This is a genomic window from Methanothermobacter sp. KEPCO-1 (genome assembly GCF_008033705.1).
Classification (GTDB): Archaea; Methanobacteriota; Methanobacteria; order Methanobacteriales; family Methanothermobacteraceae; genus Methanothermobacter; species Methanothermobacter marburgensis.
The window spans coordinates 1,658,776-1,677,577 of record NZ_CP042937.1 but is presented as its reverse complement, the minus strand read 5'-3'; the positions used below and the strand labels follow the sequence as shown (position 1 = coordinate 1,677,577).

Sequence of the window (18,802 nt, the reverse complement as noted above, 5' to 3'; positions counted from 1 at the left end):
TTAGAAATAATACAAGACAATAATGAGATAAAAAGGGCTCAAAGTAAATTCTCAGATATTCTAATGAAAAGAGCTGACAAAGTCGTTGAGGGGGGAGCAGGCTTTCAGGGTGGTGAAGAGAAGGGGAAGGTTTACTGGATCTCGAACCTCAGGATATGGTACATGACCCGTTTCATCAAGGGAAGCAGGTACTGGAACGGTTTTGGGACGGATGAACCTGCTGAGGGTGAAATCAATACAATAGTCTGTGAGATAAACTTCCCTCCTGAAGGCATAAATCGTAGAATAGGAGCTGCCTTTGCACGTGACCCCCTCGGAAACTACTACGTGGTTCACAGGGGCAAACTTGGCGGTAATTACAGTAAAAAATTTTTTGAGGATAACTATAAGGGCGAGTGGACAGACGTGGTTGATGGTGACCGCAAAAGCAGAGTTGTGGTGATAGGACCCCTGAACGAGACACTCCCTGAGAATATAAGAGACTTTGTATATGAAGTTAAAAGGATAAAAACCGATTTTAATCTTAAAGAAAAATTTCAGAAGATTCTCAATGAATATAAAAATGCAAGAAAAGGAGTGTTCACTGGACATCCCCTTGCAAAACTCCTTCGCACAGATTTACCCAATGAACTTAAAAAGATAGTTCCAGAATCAGATTACCTCATAAAAGGATCCGCCGGACAGGGAAACTGGGCCATAATACCATGGGTAGCTATAATGGACCCCAATATAACAGATACTACTCAAAAAGGATTTTACATAGTATACCTATTCAAAGAAGACATGGATGGAGTGTATCTATCCCTCCATCAGGGAGTAACAGAAATAGCAAGCACCTACAAGGATCCAGAGAAAGTACTAAAGGAACGTGCAGTAGCTTTAAGAACCCATGTAAAAGACGAGGAGTACTTAAATGAAATTTCATTGGGCAAAACAAGGTATGCGCCCTTATATGAAGCAGGAAACATCATAGCAAAATATTACCCATCAAATAAACTGCCAAATGATGATGAACTAGTATCAGACCTTCAAGAGTTTTTGGATATCTACAAAAAACTTGAACCCATATATAAGAATATCATAGAAGATAAAGGAAAGGGAACTGACTTTTATACCTATCTAAGACTCAAGGAGTACCACTTCAAACCTGAACTCGTCGAGAACTTCCTCCTCTCACTCAAGGTGAAACCATTCGTTATCCTCACAGGTAACTCAGGTACAGGTAAGACGAAGCTCGCCCAGCTCTACGGCCAGCACATCTCAACCCCTGAGATTAAGAGGTACCTCATCGTACCCGTGGGTGCCAACTGGACCGAGAAGAGGCACATATTCGGTTACCTCAACATCATGACAGGTAAATACCAGAGCACACCTGCACTGGACTTCATCAGAAAAGCCTCAAAGGACCCCGAGAATCCATACATACTCATACTCGATGAGATGAACCTCTCACACGTGGAACGCTACTTTTCAGACTTCCTCTCAGCCCTCGAGAGTGGTGAACCCGTACCCCTCCATGACGACCCTGACTGTGACTTTCACTCAGAGATAACACTCCCAGAGAACCTCCTGGTTGTCGGTACCGTGAACGTGGATGAGACAACCTACATGTTCTCACCCAAGGTCCTTGACCGTGCCAACACCATAGAATTCGAGACCCTGAACCCCAGGGAATACCTCCTGGAGGAGGGGGAACCCGGGGAACCTGCTGGGGACCTGGAATTTCTGGAGGACCCCCTCAACCATGACGCCAGTGACCCCGGGGACCTGGGTGGCATCCGTGATGAGCTGGTCCGTGAACTCAGCTTCTTCCATGAGAAACTTCAGAGGGCAGGATTTGACTTCGGTTTCAGGGTCACCAGGGAGGTCCTGGAATTCATGCGCGCCGCATGGGTGTACGAGGGAAAACCCGCAAAATGGGAAAACTGGGAGCGCTACCTGGACGCCCAGATCAAACAGAAGATCCTCCCCAAGATCCACGGCCCGGAGAGGCTCCTGAAGGACACCCTCAATGAGCTGAAGGACCACTGCGAGGGGAGATTCCCTGACTCCCATGATAAACTAGGGGAAATGGTGGAGACACTGAGGATCCAGCGCTACGTATCATTCATAAGGTAGTTGAAGATGGACTCCGAGATTATCATAGAGTTTCAGATGGGCACCCTGAGGATCAGGGGCGGCCCGGCCCCCAGGGAGATACCTGAGAGAACCATCGAGGTTAACGGTTACCCTGTGAGTCTCATAAACGTCCCCGAGGTTGAAAGACCTGGTCTCAACGCAATCGAGTACTGCCCATACTATGATAACCTCTCAGAGATCATGCTGCTTGAGGAGACCCAGTACCATGTGCTCTTTGAGGGTTCAGGTGAATGTGATGTCCTCCCCTCCCTGAAGAGGGATGCTGTATTCCAGGAGCTCAGGTTTCAGTTGGAAGAAAAATCAGCGGGTTTCCTCAACTTCAGGAGCTACGCAGGCAAGTCCTTCCTTGATGTCTCCTCCGGCGACCTCCATGAGACGATACCCGTCGAGGTGCGCTCAAAGAAGATAAACTACCATGAACAGTACCCTGCAATGCTCTCAGACCTTTCAGATGAGATAACCTCCCTCATACTGAACTCCGATTCCCCAATATTCCAGAGGTTCACCGTGGATGAACACTCAGCAAGAACACTGTACGAGGACTTCCTCATCCTTGAGCATATCTTCAGGCCTGAGAACCTCCATGCCGATGCAGAGCACATAAATCAGATGTACTCATCTGGCCTCCGGCGGGAGGTTGAACTGGTGCCTGCAGGCCTGGCAGCCACCGTTGACCCTGAGGAGATCATATCCGTGATTTCAACCCCGGGCAGCATTGATGGGGGTATCCCCAGGGTACTCCCCGAGGTGAGACTCCGTGAGACCCCTGACATCCCCGAGAACCGGTTCTACAGGTACTTTCTTGAGTCAGTTGAGGACCTTATCCTGAGGTTACTTGAAACAGCCCCTGAGGGTTACATAAGGGACTCCCTTGAGGGGTTCCTTGATGATGTCAGGGGATTCCTCTCTGCCCGCTGGCTCATGGATGTGGGTGAACTCAGTGTTCTCCCCCTCAACTCACAGGTCCTCCAGAAGAGGGAGGGTTACAGGGATATACTCAGGTACTTCTTCATGCTGGACCTCTCACTCAGGTTCACCTGGGATGAACTTGAGGATGCCATCAGGGGCTTTGAGAGGAAGCTCAGCGAACTCTACGAGTACTGGTGCTACTTCAGGCTCATAGGGATACTCGAGAATATAACCGGGGACTCCGTTAACCCCTGTGATATCTTTGACCTCAATGACTGGGGTGTGAGGCTCAGGAGGGGGATGTCGGTGCTGAGGTTCAGTATGGGGGATTTGGAAATCGCATTATCCTACAATGGTAGATTCACGAGGAATACCCGTTGCAGTTCCTATTCACTGCCCTTCAGACCAGACTATTCACTTCTCGTGGATGTGGGGGAGTGCACCTACTTCATCCACCTCGATGCCAAGTACCGTTCAACCGTTAACCCTGAGGACTTCTATGATATCGACCTCCGGGACGCCGAGGAGGAACTTGAAAGCCGGTACAGGGATGGGGATGTCTACAAGATGCATACCTACAAGGACGCCATACTCCACAGCATGGGGGCCTACATCCTCTACCCTGGCAGCAGAAGGGTGATATTCAATGAGGAAACCGGAGAGGTCCCTTCTGTGGGTGCATTCCCCATGCGACCCGGTGACTCTGCTGCGGATGAGAAGAGACTCCGTGATTTCATTGAGAGGGCCATCAGGAGAATAGCTGAAGAAAAATAAAGAATTAAAATGGATCATCCGAGAAGGTCACTTAGCCTCTCGGCGCTCCTCTTCATCTCTATCCTGATCATTCCCAGGTTCACATCCACGTCGGTTATCACGACGAGGATCCCCTCACCTGCGTCGATCATGAGGGTCTTACCACGTTTACCCTCAATCATGACCTGCTCGAGGGGCTCATGCTTTATCTCCTCGGCCGACCTCTCGGCTGTACCGAAAACCGCTGAGGCCATTGCACCCACGAGTTCCGCGTCGATGTCACCTGAAACCTCACTCTCTATTATGAGACCGTCCTTTCCAACAACCAGGGATCCGTTAACACCGTTCACCCTTCCAAGGTCCTTGAGTATCCTCTCTATCAACTTCAAACCCCCTATTCAAACATCTTCCTCATGCACCTTCTTATTGTACCCTCAGCTGCACGGTCCCCCATGACGGTTTTGAGTTCACCTGTGAGGGCCTGTGCAGCCACAAGGTCCGTGTGTTTAACATCGGCGCCCTCGATCCATTTCATGACATCATCGTTGAGCTGGGAGATCTTCCTGAGGGCTGCGTCCAGTTCCTCCTGTTCATCAAGGAGGTGCATTGACTTTGCGCTTTTCACCAGGAGTTCAGGGTTCATGGCCCTGGCCATTCCATCAACACCTGATGTCTCAACCAGGGATGCCATGGTCTGGAGTGTCATGAGTATCTGCTTCTCAACCATCTCCTCAGGGGCCTTTATTATCTGGGTACCCACGTAGTAGTAGTCCAGGACACCTGCAAGTGCCACCGCAGTGACCAGGGAGCCCATATCTGCAACCGCCGAGGTCACATCCGCCGGGACCACGTAGGCTGTCTTACCAGTGCTCTCTGCGAGTTCAGCGCACCTTGAGATCTGTTCATCTGTTGCAATGTCAAGTTCCGCTGTGGGCCTTCCGCCTATAACGTAGTGTTCGTGCTGCGGTGTCCCTGGCACAGCCGCAGGGTGCATTGAGGACACACCTATATCTGTTCTGTCCATTTTTAATTCTTTTTCAAGGACATAGTACAGCACCACCGGTGATACCGTGCAGGTGTTGGCTATAACCGCACCCTCTGGTAGCTCAGGAAGTATATCCCTGGCTATCCTTACGGTTCCCTTTCCGAAGGGTGTGAATAGCACCGCAACATCGGCGTCGGCTGCGGCCTCCTTATCGTTATCTGTGACGGTTACACCTGCTTCCTCAACAAGGTTCCAGTGTTCATCTTCCAGTACGTCCCTTACAGGTTCTGCAAGTGTAACCTCGTGTCCGGCCTGTGCGAATTCCATGGCCATTCTGCTTCCGCCGTATGGAGCCTCCCCGCCGTACTTTTCAGGGAGGTTCAGTTCCTCAGTATATAATTTCTGATTACCAGCACCGTAAACTGTCACCTTCATTGTTATCACTCTTTCATGTGAAAGTCTCCAGAAGAAAAAATAGGTTATGAAAACTCACCCTATTAAAGTTTTTCCATGAATGGGTGGATAATATCATGTTATTACTCATTCAGAACATTGATATTCTATTATTACTTATTCGAAACATTAAATGGAGTTTTAATCTGAAAGATTTCATTTTTCACGCGTGAAAGGTTATAAATAATCCATAATATAGAATTAGTATCCAGTTCATGCTTCCTTAAGGGGGTTTCAATGTGAAAGATCTTCAGAAAGGTGTCAGGGTACTTTTTGAGGTTATAATACTTGTTCTCCTTGGACTTGATGGGCTATCACTGCTTGTCAGCACATTCCTTCCCCTTCAGCCCGGGACATTCTCAAGGATAGTCCTCCTGGACCTCCTCACCAGTATCACGGTTGTGACAGCCTACATACTTCGGCCAGGAGTCCGCGACAGGTGGAACATTCCCGTTGTGATGGTGCCCTTCTACTTCATTGGCGTGAACCTCCTGGGGGCGAACCCTGATTCTGTCATACTTGCAGTTCTGAACCTCATAAAGGTTGTGGGGCTTTTCATTGCATTCAGGGACCTTGCGGGGTCTGTGGGGGAGTTCATAAGGACCAGCCGCCTCGGCTATGGTCTGGGACTCTTTGTATCTGTGCTTTTCGTATTCACAATCGTCTTCTACCTGGTTGAAAGTCCTGTGAACCCCCTTGTGAGGACATATGAGGACTCATTATGGTACGTCCTCCAGACCATCACAACGGTGGGCTACGGTGATATAATACCTGTAACAGCCCTTGGCAGGCTGACCGGTGTGATCATAATGATCAGTGCCATTGCATCCACAAGCCTCATAACCGCTTCTGCGACATCCACCCTCCTTGAGACCCTCAGGAAGGAGCAGGAGAGGATAGAATCTGCACGAAGGGATGAGTTCAGGAGGCTCAGTGATAAGCTGGATGAACTCGAGATGAAACTTGAGAGAATAGAGGATATGCTTGAAAAGGCTAACCTAAAAAAGAGATAAATTAACCCTTCACCGCTGTCCCTGTGGCCGTCACAGCAAGAACCTCTCCACCGAGGCCCCTGAGCACCGTGACCTCAACATCGATGTCAACCACTCCAACGGCCCCCATGGCCTCAGCATTCTGCAGCATGCGCTCAACAGCCAGCCTTCGAAGTTCGGTGATTTCATCAGGTTTCCCCACAGCCTCCCCTGCGGCTATACCAAGCATTTCACCTCCGGCATCATAGCCAAGGGGTATGCTTCCGTTTTTTGGCACCAGAAGGTCACCCACACCCTTACCTGCGAGTCCAAGGAGGTATGTTATGATAGCTGCGAGGAGGAAGTTCACTGCTGTGGGGAAGGCCGCCTGGAAGGCCAGCATCAGACCCCCCACCGTGAACACATTCCACTCAATGGGTTCGGCCGGGAAGAACCAGCCGTAGATGTTCACAGCAAAAAAGACCAGGATCGCGCTAACAGCACCGGTACTTGCCCCGTACTTCCTCCCTGCAATGTATGACTCGACGAATCCTGCAAGGAGGGGGGATACTATGTACATGATGTTGAAGCCGAATACCACAAGCTGGAACCTTACAGAGAGGATGGCTGATAAGAGGCCCGCTCCAAGGCCCGCTGCAACCGCAATGACGGCCCACCTGTACCTCCCCACAGAAAACACCCCGGTTCACTCCTCAAGGGACACCGCTGTCCCGGTGGCGGATACGAGGATCGTGTTACCCATTGTACCCCCGAGGTTGTGGTAGTCAATCCTCACCCCTATAACTGCGTCAGCCCCCAGCTTCTCGGCGGCCTCCCTCATGGAGGATAGGGCCAGTTCCCTTGCCCTTGCAAGTTCCCTCTCATAGGCCGATGTCCTGCCACCAACCACGTCCCTCACACCCGAGAAGAGGTCCTTGTATATGTTGGCCCCTATGAGCGCATCCCCGGTCACGATACCATGGTACCTGCCTATCACCTTACCCTCAACGGTATTCGACGTTAACATGAGCATCACCAAAACCCCCTTCTAACCATATCCAGCTCGTAGTCCCAATATGCAAGGTGTCCCTCCATCATCGACACCCACTCAAAATATATCCACAAGGGGATACATAGTTAACTGTATAGATAAAGGGGGGTTTATATGAGGGAATATTTTTTTCTGCTCCTCATCGTTGTGGCCGTTGCTGTCTCAGGCTGCACCGTCACAACCGAGGGCAACAATACAGTCCCGGACGTTCCATACAGGACGTACTCTGACAGTGAGATCTCATTCAGGTACCCTGCGAACTGGACCTCAGAGAACCTGACGGTTGCAAGTCCAAACAGCATCGCAGCGGTCGCTGACCCATCAGGGGTGGATGAGGCAGGTAACCTTGAGACCCTGGTCATCATACAGAGCATTCCACTGCCATCAGGGAGGACCCTGAAGGACGTCTATGATGAAACCTACCGGGCCTTTTCAGGTGAGCCAGGTTACAGGCTGATCTCTGAGAGGACGCTCACAGTTGACGGTGTAACCGCATATGAAAACATACACACCATCAACGTGGATGGGGTGGCGAAACAGGAACGTGCAACCTGGCTTGAGAAGAACGGGAAGATCTACGTCATACTCTGCGGAACAACGCCTGAGAGGTTCGAGTCTGAAAAGAGGAACTTTGACCTTATCACCTACTCCTTCCAGGTGAAGTGATGAGGCCCCTCACATCATTTTCTATCACTGCATCAATATCCAGGGTGAAGTGATGAGGCTCATTCCCATTCTTTTTCTGGTTATCGTATCTTTATCATGCTGCACAGCGGGTTACAGGGTCTTTGAGAACCATGAGATCATATTCCACTACCCCGCATCCTGGAGGCAGGTCTCCTTCATCCACCCACCATATGATGTGGAACGGGGTTACGAGTATGCCATCACCGTTGCAGAGCCTGGCGGGGAACTCAGGACCATGGTCACGGTTGAAAAACTGAAGGCTGACTACAGGTTCCCTGTACCGGATAATCTCACCGGAGAAAGGGAGGTCACAGTGAACGGCTACCGTGGGGTTGAGTTCATTTACCCTGAAAATGGTAGCATGGTGAGGGCGACCACAATTGTCACCCCCAGGGGGCGGTATGCCGTGATATGTAAGGCAGATAGGGGTGACTTTGAAATGGAGAAGGAAAACTTCGACCTTGTAACATACTCATTCAGGGTGAAGCAGTGAAAACTAAAGGGTCCCATAGAGCCCTGCTACATGCTCACATATGGAGTGGAAGGTGCACCACCTGCAGAAATCGTTCTTCCTTGCAGGGAATTCCTCCCTCCTCACCCTACCGGCAACCTCAATGAGAACCGCTTCAACATCATCCAGTGGTTCTATCTCATGCCACTCTGAATCCTCAAAGGTGTAGGCAAGGAAGCCATCAAAGTCCTCTTCAAGGGCGTGCCTGTAGAGTCCAAGCTGAAGAGAGATATCAGTCGCCTCTATACCTTCCCCTGTCATTGCCTTGAAGTCAACGAGTTCCAGTCCGCCATTGGGGTTTTCTATGATGAGGTCTGTCTGACCTGTCAGCATGAAGCCATCCCTCATTATACTGAAGGGTTTCTCTGCAGAGATTATTCTGGCTGCACGGGACCTTATATCCTCAATGTAGCGTTTCAGTTTTGATTTGAAGGCATCAAACGCCTCCCTGCTTAAATTCAGATCCCTGAGGGTTTCTGATGCCAGCTCATGTATGTAGCCATCGGTTATGACCTCACCCCTCATGAGGCGCCTGTTTATCCTCCTGAGGCACTCATGGACCGCCATACCATAGAGCTGGTTCCTGGTTGACGGGACATCGAAGCCGTACTCATAGAGCATCATGTACCTGAATGGGCACGTGAGGTAGGTGTTGAGTTCTGTGAAGCTCATCCTGAAGGTCTCCATGGATTCAATATCCCCCACCTCACAGGTGTTCTTTATGACCTCTATCCTGGCATATTCAGGGTCTATCCTCCCCAGCTTATCGCTTGTTATCCTTGAAGCCGAGAGAAGGTCCTCTATGAATGGTGAATACCCCAGTCTTCCCCTGTGGTTCTCTGTCGCAGAGATTATGAGCATGTCCTGGGCCCTTGTCATTCCCACATAGAATAGCCGTCTCTCCTCAAGTACATCACCTCTTCCAGTACTCTTTCTGAGTTCATCAGGGATGCTGAGGTCCTCCTGTTCATCTCTATTCTTCCTTGGTAGTTTTCCATTGAAGACAGAACAGATTATGACAACGGGAAACTCAAGGCCCTTTGCCCTGTGCATGGTCATGACATTGACCGAGTATGGGTTGTCAAGGAGGATCTGGTCGTACTTCTTAACGCTTCCTGTCATCGCCATCCTCACAAACTCCATGAGGCCCTCAACGGTGGGCTCTGATGACACCCTCTCATAGTCCTTGATTATTGAACTGAACCTTGCAAGGTTGTAGAGTTTCTCCCTTGACTCATCATCACCCCTCTCAAGGAGCCTGTGGGGGTACCTGCTGATCTCAAGGATCTCATAGTACCTCTCAAGGACGCCGAGTTCACTGTCTATGAGTCTGTTGAGGGCTACGAGTTTTTCGATGTCATCCTGATGGGTGAATCCAGCTTCCCTGAATTCTTCATGGGTTCTGAATGATCTGAGGTCCTCTTCATCCATATTCCTGATTATCTCAATACTTTCACCCGTTATATCCATGAAGTCGCTCTCGAAATGCTCGGTATTTTCAGGGCTCAGTTTCTTGATTATCCTCCTCCTTATACTCCTTGTGTGGTGGAGGAGCTGTATGATGTAGAGTATCTCCTCCCTGTCAAAGAATCCGCCCTCGCCGTAAACGTTGAAGGGCATTCCCTCCCTTCTGAGTTCATTCATTATCTCGCCTGCATCGTGTTTGACACTCCTGAAGAGGAGTGTCACGTATCCCTGATGGGGAACCACATTGTGATCAACAAGGGCCCTTATTATGCTGACTATGTTGCGTGGCTCGTCCTGGTGGGTGGGGTTGTCAAGGATGAAGACCCTGTTTTTTGAGTTCCTCACGGGTTTTATGGTCTTTGGGTAGTCCCTGTACCCCTCCATGAACCTCTGGGTGATGTCCACTATGCTGGGTACTGAGCGGAAGTTCCTCTCAAGCATCACAACCTCTGCATCGTACTTGTCCTCGAAGCCCAGGAAGTTCTCTGGCGTGGATCCCCTGAAGCCGTAGATGCTCTGGTCCTCATCCCCAACTGCGAATATGTTTTTTCCATCACCTGCAAGGAGCTCCAGGAACCTCTCCTGTATGGGGTTGGTGTCCTGGTACTCGTCAACCATGAGGAACCTGTACCTTGTCCTGAGGTCCTCGAGGACCTCCTCATCACTTTCAAGAAGTTTTACGACCTGCCACTGCATCCCTGAGAAGTCCAGGACCCTCTTTTCCTCCATGAGTTTGAGGTATTTACCATATGCCTTTGCAGCGACGATTTCCATTCTTTTTGAACCATGGGAGCGGTGGTATTCCAGCAGGGCCTCCGGTTCAATCATGTTCTCCTGGCATTCACTGAAAAAGGTCTGGATTTTAAGAAATCGTTCCCGGGGTGTGTGCCTCAATCCAAGTTCTTCCCTGTGGTCGTAGATGAACATGAGCTGTTTTTCCTCATCCAGGACATGGAAGTGGGAACCCAGGGGGTGGTGGTCAGGGTACATGCGGAGTATGCGGTTGCAGAATGAGTGTATGGTGGATATCTGCATCTCCTCTGCCCTTGAACCCACACGCCCCAGTATCCTCTCCTTCAGCTCATCGGCAGCCTTCTTTGTGAAGGTTATCACCACGAGGCTTCCTGGATCAACCCCCCTTTTCTCTATGAGATGGGCCACCCTCTCAACTATGATCCTGGTCTTCCCGGCCCCTGGCCCTGCAACAACCAGCATGGGGCCGGTGAAGTGTTCCACAGCCCTGCGCTGTTCATCTGTGAGCTGGATCTCCCCTCCCATTCACTGCACCACCTGGATGTTATTTCTATGCTATCCCTTTACTTTTATAGTTTTTCTGTTGAATAAGAGCGTATTACAAATTTACTTTAATTAATTAAAAAAATTAGGTGTTTAATTTTCAGGAAAAATCTAATCAATAAAGAGATGTGAAAAATGCGTGTAAAAAACACATTGCAGTGATGCTATTTCTGGTGCCGTTTGCACTAAGAGCACTTTATTAGCGACTAATAGTACATATTGTGAAAACAGAGGCATAATCCAGTTTTAAAGATGTTAAAGATTACTTTAAGTCATATAATCTCGCAGCATCAAGTAAAAGCAAATCATGGTCCACAGAAACCTGCTCTACTCCATATATTGCATGGTTTAAATCCGGGCACTCCTCAAAGCAGGTTAACCTGGGATTGCCAGCAGCTGTGGTGTGGCATCCCCCTTTTATTTTTTAGAAAATCAGAAAAATTTAGTTATACTTTTTAATCCCATGGTTTAATAAATAAACTCTTTTCATCAACTTAACCGCAACCTTTATATTCAATAAAATACATATACATTGTTACATATATGATTGTTTTATTCAGTATATTTGTGTATATGGAGGCTCAGTGACCTCCCTCTCTCTTTTAGAGGTGGTATGTTGGACATATTTGAAGGCATAAAATATAATGAGGCTGCAGAGAGAATCCTTAAATCAGGATACACTGGCCTTGAGGGGTGGGAGGAGTTTCTGAAATGCCATCCCTCCCTCTTGGACACCCCGATGGGGCGTAAAACCGCCGAGGATATCCGGATAAAATACTTCACCGACTGGACGTCCCACATACGGTTACGGGACATTATCCTCTTTGAGGCCTTCCAGGAGACCCGTGAAGACCCGGGAGAACATGATACAGAGGAGCTGAAGATGGAGATGAAATCCAGATACCCCCACTTCTTTGACCTCACAGATAAACCCTTTGAGATTAGGAAGGTTGTGGAGGCAACGCTGAACGACCTCGAAGACCCCCAGAGCGGCTGGATGAAGACCTCACTGAAGAAACTGCTGGAGTCAAGCCTGGGGGTTACAGGCAACCTGAGGTCAAGTCCATCGGCGGTATCCCACGGTATTCTATCCATCATATCAGGGTACCTTGAGGGGGCAGAGGATAAGAGGGGGTTCATCCTGGGACTCTTCAACTGGGAGTACGATATCTTCACACCCGCGGTGATAATGGATGATGAGAGGGATGTGGATGCCCTTGAATACCAGGAGACCCTGAGCTCATTCATATCAAACGCCAGGAAATGCCTTAAACTTTCAAGATCCCTTGTTAAAATCCTTGATACCACCTCACCACAGTTTCAGGTGCTTGCAGAGCTCTTCAGGGTTGCCATGTGCCTAACACCTGAATCGACACTTGCATGGCTCCAGAGGGTCTGTGAAACATACGATGTACCTGTTGAGGACCTGAGGGCCGCCCTCAGGGATAACAGCTGATATACCCTCAGAATACCTTTAATTTTTTTATTAAATGCTTACAGGCTCTCAGAGAAGAAATCCAGAATCACGGCGCGTCCCTCTGAAAACTTCAAATCTTTCAGAATACCGGGTTTTAAATTCAATTCTTTCATTAAACAGCTATTTCACTCATATTTGGATAAAATATTTTCAATTATTCAGTAAAAATATTTATATTCAATAATTTACATATACATTACTAGAGTCGGAGTGAATTATCTGGCTGTTAACATTGAGAGGTGATGTTTTGAATGAGATAGTTAAGAGCTGGCTGGAAAACCTGGAGTTCCTCAAACCCCAGGTTTCAGGGCAGATGGAGGTCATCCCGGTAAGGGCACCTGAGGGGAACCAGAACTACCTTACACTGAGAGAGGCAATGGGCAATGACCTCATAAGTATAGGTGAGGTTGACGAATATGGCTCAGTACCAAAGGTACTTGCAGTTAACCGGGCTAATGAACCCGTACTCATAATTGACGGGGAGGAACTGGAGGGTGCCAAACAGAACCGTGTGGCCAACGTCACCGTTCTGGTGCCTGAGAAGTCAGAGACCCTGATACCCGTAAGCTGCGTGGAGCAGGGCAGATGGTCCTACACCTCAAAGGAGTTCAGGGACCCTGAAAGGGTCGCTGCACTCAACGTAAGGGTTACCAAGACAAGGACCGTGACAGAGAACCTTGAGAACATTGGCAGAAGCGCTGAAATAGATGATACACCTGCAGATGAGCATGTCATCCGTGACACCTTTGGGGATAACCGGGAGGTCAACATCAGGAACCAGGAAGAGTTACTGACGGCGTACTGCTCACGCCAGAGCAGCGTATGGGATGAGGTTAACAGGCTTCACAGGAGGACCGGCTCAACCTCAAAAACAGGTGCAATGGCAGATGCCTACAGAAAGAAGAGAAAGACACTGGAGGAATTCAAAAAACCATTCAAACCAGTGAAAGAGCAGAACGGAGTGCTTGTTGCAATTAACGGTAGAATTGCAGGATTTGAACTTGTATCAAGAAGTTCATCCTACAGGAAACTCCATGATAAGATCATAAAGAGTTATGCAATTGAGGCCATGCTCCATGATGAGGTAAAATACGACCCTGTGGACCCTGAAGGCTTCATTGAGAGGATTATGAGCGCAGAGGAACACCGTTACCCCTCCCCAGGCTACGGGATAGACCACAGGTACACTGCCGAGGGTCTTGTGGGCTCAGCCCTGACACATGCAGGTGAGGTCATACACTCGGTGTTCTTCAACCTCCAGGAGGAGAGCAGGAGTATTAGAGGCTACAGGGAGAGGGCTGAGACCATGAGGAGGAACAATCACCAAATTTAACTCCAATAACCCTCTTTTATTCTCAGTGGGAAAAATCCCTGCCCAATAACCTAAAACCCCATCAAATTCTTTTATTATCACTAAACGGCTAAAAAATCCCTCAAGAATAACCGGAAAACCCCCATCAACTTCTTTATTATCAGCAGAATCATTTAACCGGACATCTGAATAACCATATTTAAAATTTGTTTTAAAATAATTAAAGTTAATTTTAAATATTGCCTCCCTTAAAGTAAACCTGAATAAAATTAAAGGGAGGTGAAAATATTAAAAGATTCATCACAGTAATGGCGGTGATACTCGCAGTTGCACTGACGGGCACAGCCAGCGCAGCGGAGGTTTCAGGACACATAAAGGAGATCTACAATGAAACATCAGGAGGATACACCACACTCCAGGACGCGCTGCCAGTGAAGAATGCCACCATCACCGTGATATACAATGGTTCGGTTATCAATGAAACACGAACAGCAGCAGACGGATCCTACAGGGTCACATTCAATGACACATTCCCAGTTGAGGTGAGGATAAGCTACCACACCTACCGTCCGGTGACATACACCGTAACCTCAAGCCGAACACTGAACCACACATTCATGCCGGATATAGCCATCATAAGCTCGGTCCCTGAGAAGGGACGCATACTGAAATCAATGGGTAACAGGAGGATAATCTACCATGACATGTGGGACCCATCCTCGGCGGCCAGTGACTGGATCATGGAATACGTGAACTTCGCCTACCTGGACATGGCAATGCCAGGGACAGGCTGGGGCGACTCCTGGTATCCATACCTCCTGAGGAGTCCCGCGAACCAGAGGAACATGATAGCCGCTGCCTTCGGTTACCCAACAGACACAGACACTGACCCCTACGGTGGAACAGGTCTGAACCTCCTCGGTGGAACACCGGGAAATGACACGCCCGACACAGTGGAGAACACCTACATTGCAAGCTACTACGCCCTTGCATCAGGGGGAGCTGCCAGGGAGAACCTGGAGAACATGATAAAGTACATCCAGTATCTCCTCGGTGAGACCACCTTCAACCCGGTTGAGAACAATCAGGGGCCGGTCATGGCAGCCCCTGACTGGGGACTCTACCACCCTGACCTTGGAGTCATGAGTGTGGTTGCAGAAAGATCCAGAATAAAGGCCTGGATAGAGGGCAACCCTGGTCTCATTCCACCATATGACAGCCTCAGATGGATAGACCAGAACTTCTCAGCATGGGCGGAAGGTCAGAGGGCGGATATCTACAGACAGTTCGAGAACTGGTACACAGCAAACAAAAACATGACAGGACCATTCATCGTCGTTGTAAGCTACAATCCATCACCAACCGTGGACGCGATAATACGCCAGGCAGAGAAACAGGGAAGGGCCATATTCAACCTGTACCAGGGCGCCACAAACCCTGCTGTGAGTTCACTCCTTGAGGAACTCGCCCTTGGTGTTAACGGTAAGGGACCCCTCACAAGGAGGATAGACGCGGTGATATCCCTCTACTCCTGGTCACTCAACTACGCCAACCTGCCATCAGGTGGGGCGCTTGCAGAGTTTGAGAGGATAAACATCCCTGTGATCAAGGGGGTGCAGCTCTACAGCAACTCAAGCCTCACAAACCCGCTGGGTGCCCAGTACGAATGGACATGGCAGGTCACGATACCCGGGTTCGAGGGTGTCTTCTCACCCATCGTTGTATCCTACACCGACGCATCATGGAACGAAGTTGTGGTACAGCCCGGCGTTGAGAAGATCGTCAAACTGGCCGATGCCTGGGCAAGGCTCAGGGAACTCAGTAATTCAGATAAGAAAATCGCGGTGATACTCTACAGCTACCCGCCGGGTAAGGATGGGTTTACGGCATCATACCTGGACGTCTTCAGGAGCCTCCACGACCTCCTGGTGAAGCTCAACGAGACAGGGTACCGGGTTGAAAGGATACCCGACGTGGAGGAGCTCTACAGGATAGTCTCAGAGTTTGGTAACAAGGGGACCTGGGCCCAGCCACTCCTTGAGAGGTACGTGAGTGAGCACAGGGCAGAACTGCAGGCCAGCGGACAGCTCCTTGATGTGCAGAAATACCTGGAATGGTTCAGCAAACTCCCTGAAAAACTCAGGTCAGAGGTCATATCAAAATGGGGGGCCGCACCAGGCAACATAATGACGGTGAACGGCAGCATCGTGATACCGGGTATAATGCTGGGGAACATCTTCGTGACGGTCCAGCCGGCACGTGGATGGGACGAGGTCACAGACTACCACAACCCCTACCTGCCACCACACCACCAGTACATAGCCTTCTACAGGTGGCTGGAGAACGTCTTCATGGCAAACGCAATGATACACCTTGGAACCCACGGGACACTGGAGTTCCTCCCTGGAAGGATGATAGGGCTCATGGAGGATGACTGGCCATTCCAGCTCACAGGGATACCCAACATCTACCCCTACATAGTCTCAAATCCAGGGGAGGGTATGGTTGCAAAGGACCGGAGCGGGGCACTCATAATCGACCACATGACCCCTGCAATGGTTGAGAGCGGACTGTACGGTAAACTCATTGAGATACATGACCTCATCCACCAGTACGAGAACGCCCTGAAGGTTGGTAACAGCCAGATACTCCCGGCCATTGAGTCCCAGATCAGATCCAGAGCCTCAGAGATGGGCTTCAACATGTCAGGAAACTTCACAGATGCCCTGGAGAGGCTTCACCTCAGTCTCCATGAGATAGAATCAGACATAATCCCCCTGGGACTTCACAGCCTGGGAAGGGTGCTTGAGGGTGAGGAGCTGGTTGAGGAGGTTCTCACCATAGCATCATCAAGGTCAGAGTTCCTGGAGAACATCAGAAAAACCCTTTACCCCTCAAAGCCAGTCTACACTGAAATGCTTAAGGACCCCCTGAGATACAGTGACGAGATAGCCTCGGTTAAGAACCTTGCACGAACCTGGATCAGGAACATCATAAACGGCACTGCCCCTGCAGGTATAAACGGCACCGACCTTGAATTCATCAATGAGACAATCAGAAAGATACGTGGAAACACCGAATGGCAGAGCCTGCTTTCAGCCCTTGGAGGGGGCTTTGTGAGGCCAGGCCTTGCAGGTGACCCTGCATGGTGTGATGTGCTTCCAACAGGCGCCAACTTCTACGCCACCAACCCCAAGAAGATGCCAACAAGGGCCGCCTGGGAGACCGCAAAGAAAATCACAGACACCCTCCTTGCAGAGTACTACATGAAGCACGGAAAATTCCCTGAGCTCATCGGAATGGTGATGTGGGGTACCGAGCTTCTGAGGACCGATGGGGTTGCCATTGCAGAGTTCATGTACCTCCTTGGGGTTAAGCCCCAGTGGAACACCAACGGTGACGTCAAACCTGAACCTGTCCTCATGGACGCATCAGAACTCATGATCACAGTGAACGGCGTTGAGATACCAAGGCCACGCATCGACGTATTTGTAACTGCTGTCACAGGTAACCAGCTCTGGATAGACCTCATGAACGCCGCTGTTAAGATGGCTGCAGAGGCAAATGACACCGAAAACTATGTTAAGAGGCACTACAGTGAATGCGGCTCACTGGACCGTGTCTTCGGACTCAGGGGCCTTGTACTTGAGGGTACAGGGGTATCAGATATGACACCGGCAACCTCAAGGTGGAATACCAGCGCTGAACTTGCAGATGTCTACCTCTCAAGGGTCTCCTATGCCTGGAGGTCAACCCCTGGGGGAGTGGATATACAGCAGAACAGGGGCACCTTCCAGTATCTCCTGGGTAAGGTGAACCTCGTGACACAGAACCTGGACAGCACCTGGAGGCTCATTGACACAGACGACTACTATGACTGGTTCGGTGGAATGGTCCTTGCATCACGCCACCTCGGCGGTAACCCTGACACCGCACTGGTGGATATACGGAACAGGAACACGGTCACAGTTAGGACTGTTGCAGAGGAGATTGAACTTGAGGTGAGATCCCAGCTACTCAACCCGCGCTACATGGACTCACTCCTCAGCTCACCAAGCGGCTGGCTGGAATATGCCTCAAGGTACAAGAATGTGTTCGGTGTGGCCGTCACAACCGGTGCTGTGAGCAATGAATTATGGAAGCAGCTTGCAGTGAACCTCCTGAGTGACAGGTTCAGGGCATCAAGGGACTATGAGGCTGTTGCAACCCAGTCAATGATTGCCTGGGTACTTGAGGCTGCAAGGCGGAACATCTGGAATGCAGATAAGGCTGTCCTGCGGGACCTTGCAAACCGCTACATTGAACTTGCCGGGCAGTATGGTGTGGTGTGCTGCCACCATACCTGTGCAAACATAGTCTTCAATAACTGGGTTGTTAAGGTCTCCTCAGTCAACCAGGCGTCCCTCAAAAGGTTTGCCTCTGCCCTTGCAGCTGCAACAGGCGCATCAGTCAATGTACCGCAGGAAGGAGGTTCAGGGAATCCAGGCCATTCAGGTTCAGACAGTAATGGTGAAAGTGCCGGGATGACAGGACAGAAACCCTCAGGTTCATCAGGTGAATCATGCAGTGGATCATCCGGTTCAGCGGCTGAAAGTCAGAGTTCAGCTACCAATGGTGAAACAGAAAAGGGTGCTGAATCAGGTAAAGCCTATGAGGTTTCAGCATCAACCCAGAGCGGATCATCAGAAACCCAGGTGCCACTTTACGCACTTCTCGGTGTTGTGGCCCTTGTGTTCCTGGTGGGATTCGGTTACTGGAGGGGCAGATAACCCTATTTTATTTTTTTTATTG

13 protein-coding genes are annotated in these 18,802 nt (G+C 49.8%); 8 read left to right on the top strand and 5 right to left on the bottom strand.

The window, feature by feature from the left end; all coding sequences use genetic code 11:
- The first annotated feature begins 63 nt into the window (after positions 1 to 63).
- Both FVF72_RS08985 and FVF72_RS08980 read left to right on the top strand, forming a co-directional pair.
- On the top strand, positions 64 to 2,118 hold the full coding sequence (locus tag FVF72_RS08985; RefSeq protein WP_255503725.1) for an MrcB family domain-containing protein: 2,055 nt from the start codon (positions 64 to 66) through the stop codon (positions 2,116 to 2,118).
- A gap of 6 nt (positions 2,119 to 2,124) precedes the next feature.
- On the top strand, positions 2,125 to 3,822 hold the full coding sequence (locus FVF72_RS08980; protein WP_147671924.1) for a DUF2357 domain-containing protein: 1,698 nt from the start codon (positions 2,125 to 2,127) through the stop codon (positions 3,820 to 3,822).
- Positions 3,823 to 3,836: 14 nt separating this feature from the next.
- Here the strand turns inward: FVF72_RS08980 and FVF72_RS08975 are convergent, their stop codons facing one another.
- Both FVF72_RS08975 and FVF72_RS08970 read right to left on the bottom strand, forming a co-directional pair.
- Complete coding sequence (locus FVF72_RS08975) at positions 3,837 to 4,184, bottom strand: roadblock/LC7 domain-containing protein (RefSeq protein WP_013295713.1); 348 nt, start codon at positions 4,182 to 4,184, stop codon at positions 3,837 to 3,839.
- Positions 4,185 to 4,195: 11 nt separating this feature from the next.
- Positions 4,196 to 5,221, bottom strand: a complete 1,026-nt coding sequence (locus tag FVF72_RS08970; protein ID WP_147671923.1) for a H(2)-dependent methylenetetrahydromethanopterin dehydrogenase-related protein — start codon at positions 5,219 to 5,221, stop codon at positions 4,196 to 4,198.
- A gap of 257 nt (positions 5,222 to 5,478) precedes the next feature.
- Here FVF72_RS08970 and FVF72_RS08965 point away from each other — a divergent pair, with 257 nt between their 5' ends.
- Positions 5,479 to 6,252: an ion channel gene (locus tag FVF72_RS08965; RefSeq protein WP_147671922.1), complete on the top strand. Its 774-nt coding sequence runs from the start codon at positions 5,479 to 5,481 to the stop codon at positions 6,250 to 6,252.
- Between the two features lies 1 nt (position 6,253).
- On the opposite strand, the gene FVF72_RS08960 is transcribed toward FVF72_RS08965, so the two are convergent.
- Positions 6,254 to 6,901 (bottom strand): heavy metal-binding domain-containing protein, encoded by a 648-nt coding sequence (locus FVF72_RS08960; protein ID WP_147671921.1) that lies wholly within the window; start codon positions 6,899 to 6,901, stop codon positions 6,254 to 6,256.
- Between the two features lie 15 nt (positions 6,902 to 6,916).
- Positions 6,917 to 7,243 carry a YbjQ family protein gene (locus FVF72_RS08955; RefSeq protein ID WP_147671920.1) on the bottom strand — a complete coding sequence of 109 codons (327 nt, stop codon included), beginning with the start codon at positions 7,241 to 7,243 and terminating at the stop codon, positions 6,917 to 6,919.
- A gap of 132 nt (positions 7,244 to 7,375) precedes the next feature.
- Between FVF72_RS08955 and FVF72_RS08950 the strand changes: the two genes are divergently transcribed.
- On the top strand, positions 7,376 to 7,927 hold the full coding sequence (locus FVF72_RS08950) for a PsbP-related protein (RefSeq protein ID WP_147671919.1): 552 nt from the start codon (positions 7,376 to 7,378) through the stop codon (positions 7,925 to 7,927).
- Between the two features lie 52 nt (positions 7,928 to 7,979).
- Positions 7,980 to 8,441 carry a hypothetical protein gene (locus FVF72_RS08945; RefSeq protein ID WP_147671918.1) on the top strand — a complete coding sequence of 154 codons (462 nt, stop codon included), beginning with the start codon at positions 7,980 to 7,982 and terminating at the stop codon, positions 8,439 to 8,441.
- A gap of 3 nt (positions 8,442 to 8,444) precedes the next feature.
- On the opposite strand, the gene FVF72_RS08940 is transcribed toward FVF72_RS08945, so the two are convergent.
- On the bottom strand, positions 8,445 to 11,204 hold the full coding sequence (locus FVF72_RS08940) for an ATP-dependent DNA helicase (RefSeq protein ID WP_147671917.1): 2,760 nt from the start codon (positions 11,202 to 11,204) through the stop codon (positions 8,445 to 8,447).
- Between the two features lie 634 nt (positions 11,205 to 11,838).
- On the opposite strand from FVF72_RS08940, the gene FVF72_RS08935 reads away from it, so the two are divergent.
- The 3 genes from FVF72_RS08935 to FVF72_RS08925 all read left to right on the top strand — a co-directional run bounded on the left by FVF72_RS08935 (position 11,839) and on the right by FVF72_RS08925 (position 18,780).
- Positions 11,839 to 12,678 (top strand): hypothetical protein, encoded by an 840-nt coding sequence (locus FVF72_RS08935; RefSeq protein WP_147671916.1) that lies wholly within the window; start codon positions 11,839 to 11,841, stop codon positions 12,676 to 12,678.
- A gap of 268 nt (positions 12,679 to 12,946) precedes the next feature.
- A complete protein-coding gene (locus tag FVF72_RS08930) occupies positions 12,947 to 14,032 on the top strand; it encodes an ARPP-1 family domain-containing protein (protein ID WP_147671915.1) in 1,086 nt (361 codons plus the stop codon).
- A gap of 287 nt (positions 14,033 to 14,319) precedes the next feature.
- Positions 14,320 to 18,780, top strand: coding sequence for a cobaltochelatase subunit CobN (locus FVF72_RS08925; RefSeq protein ID WP_147671914.1), 4,461 nt, complete (start codon positions 14,320 to 14,322; stop codon positions 18,778 to 18,780).
- Positions 18,781 to 18,802 lie beyond the last annotated feature (22 nt).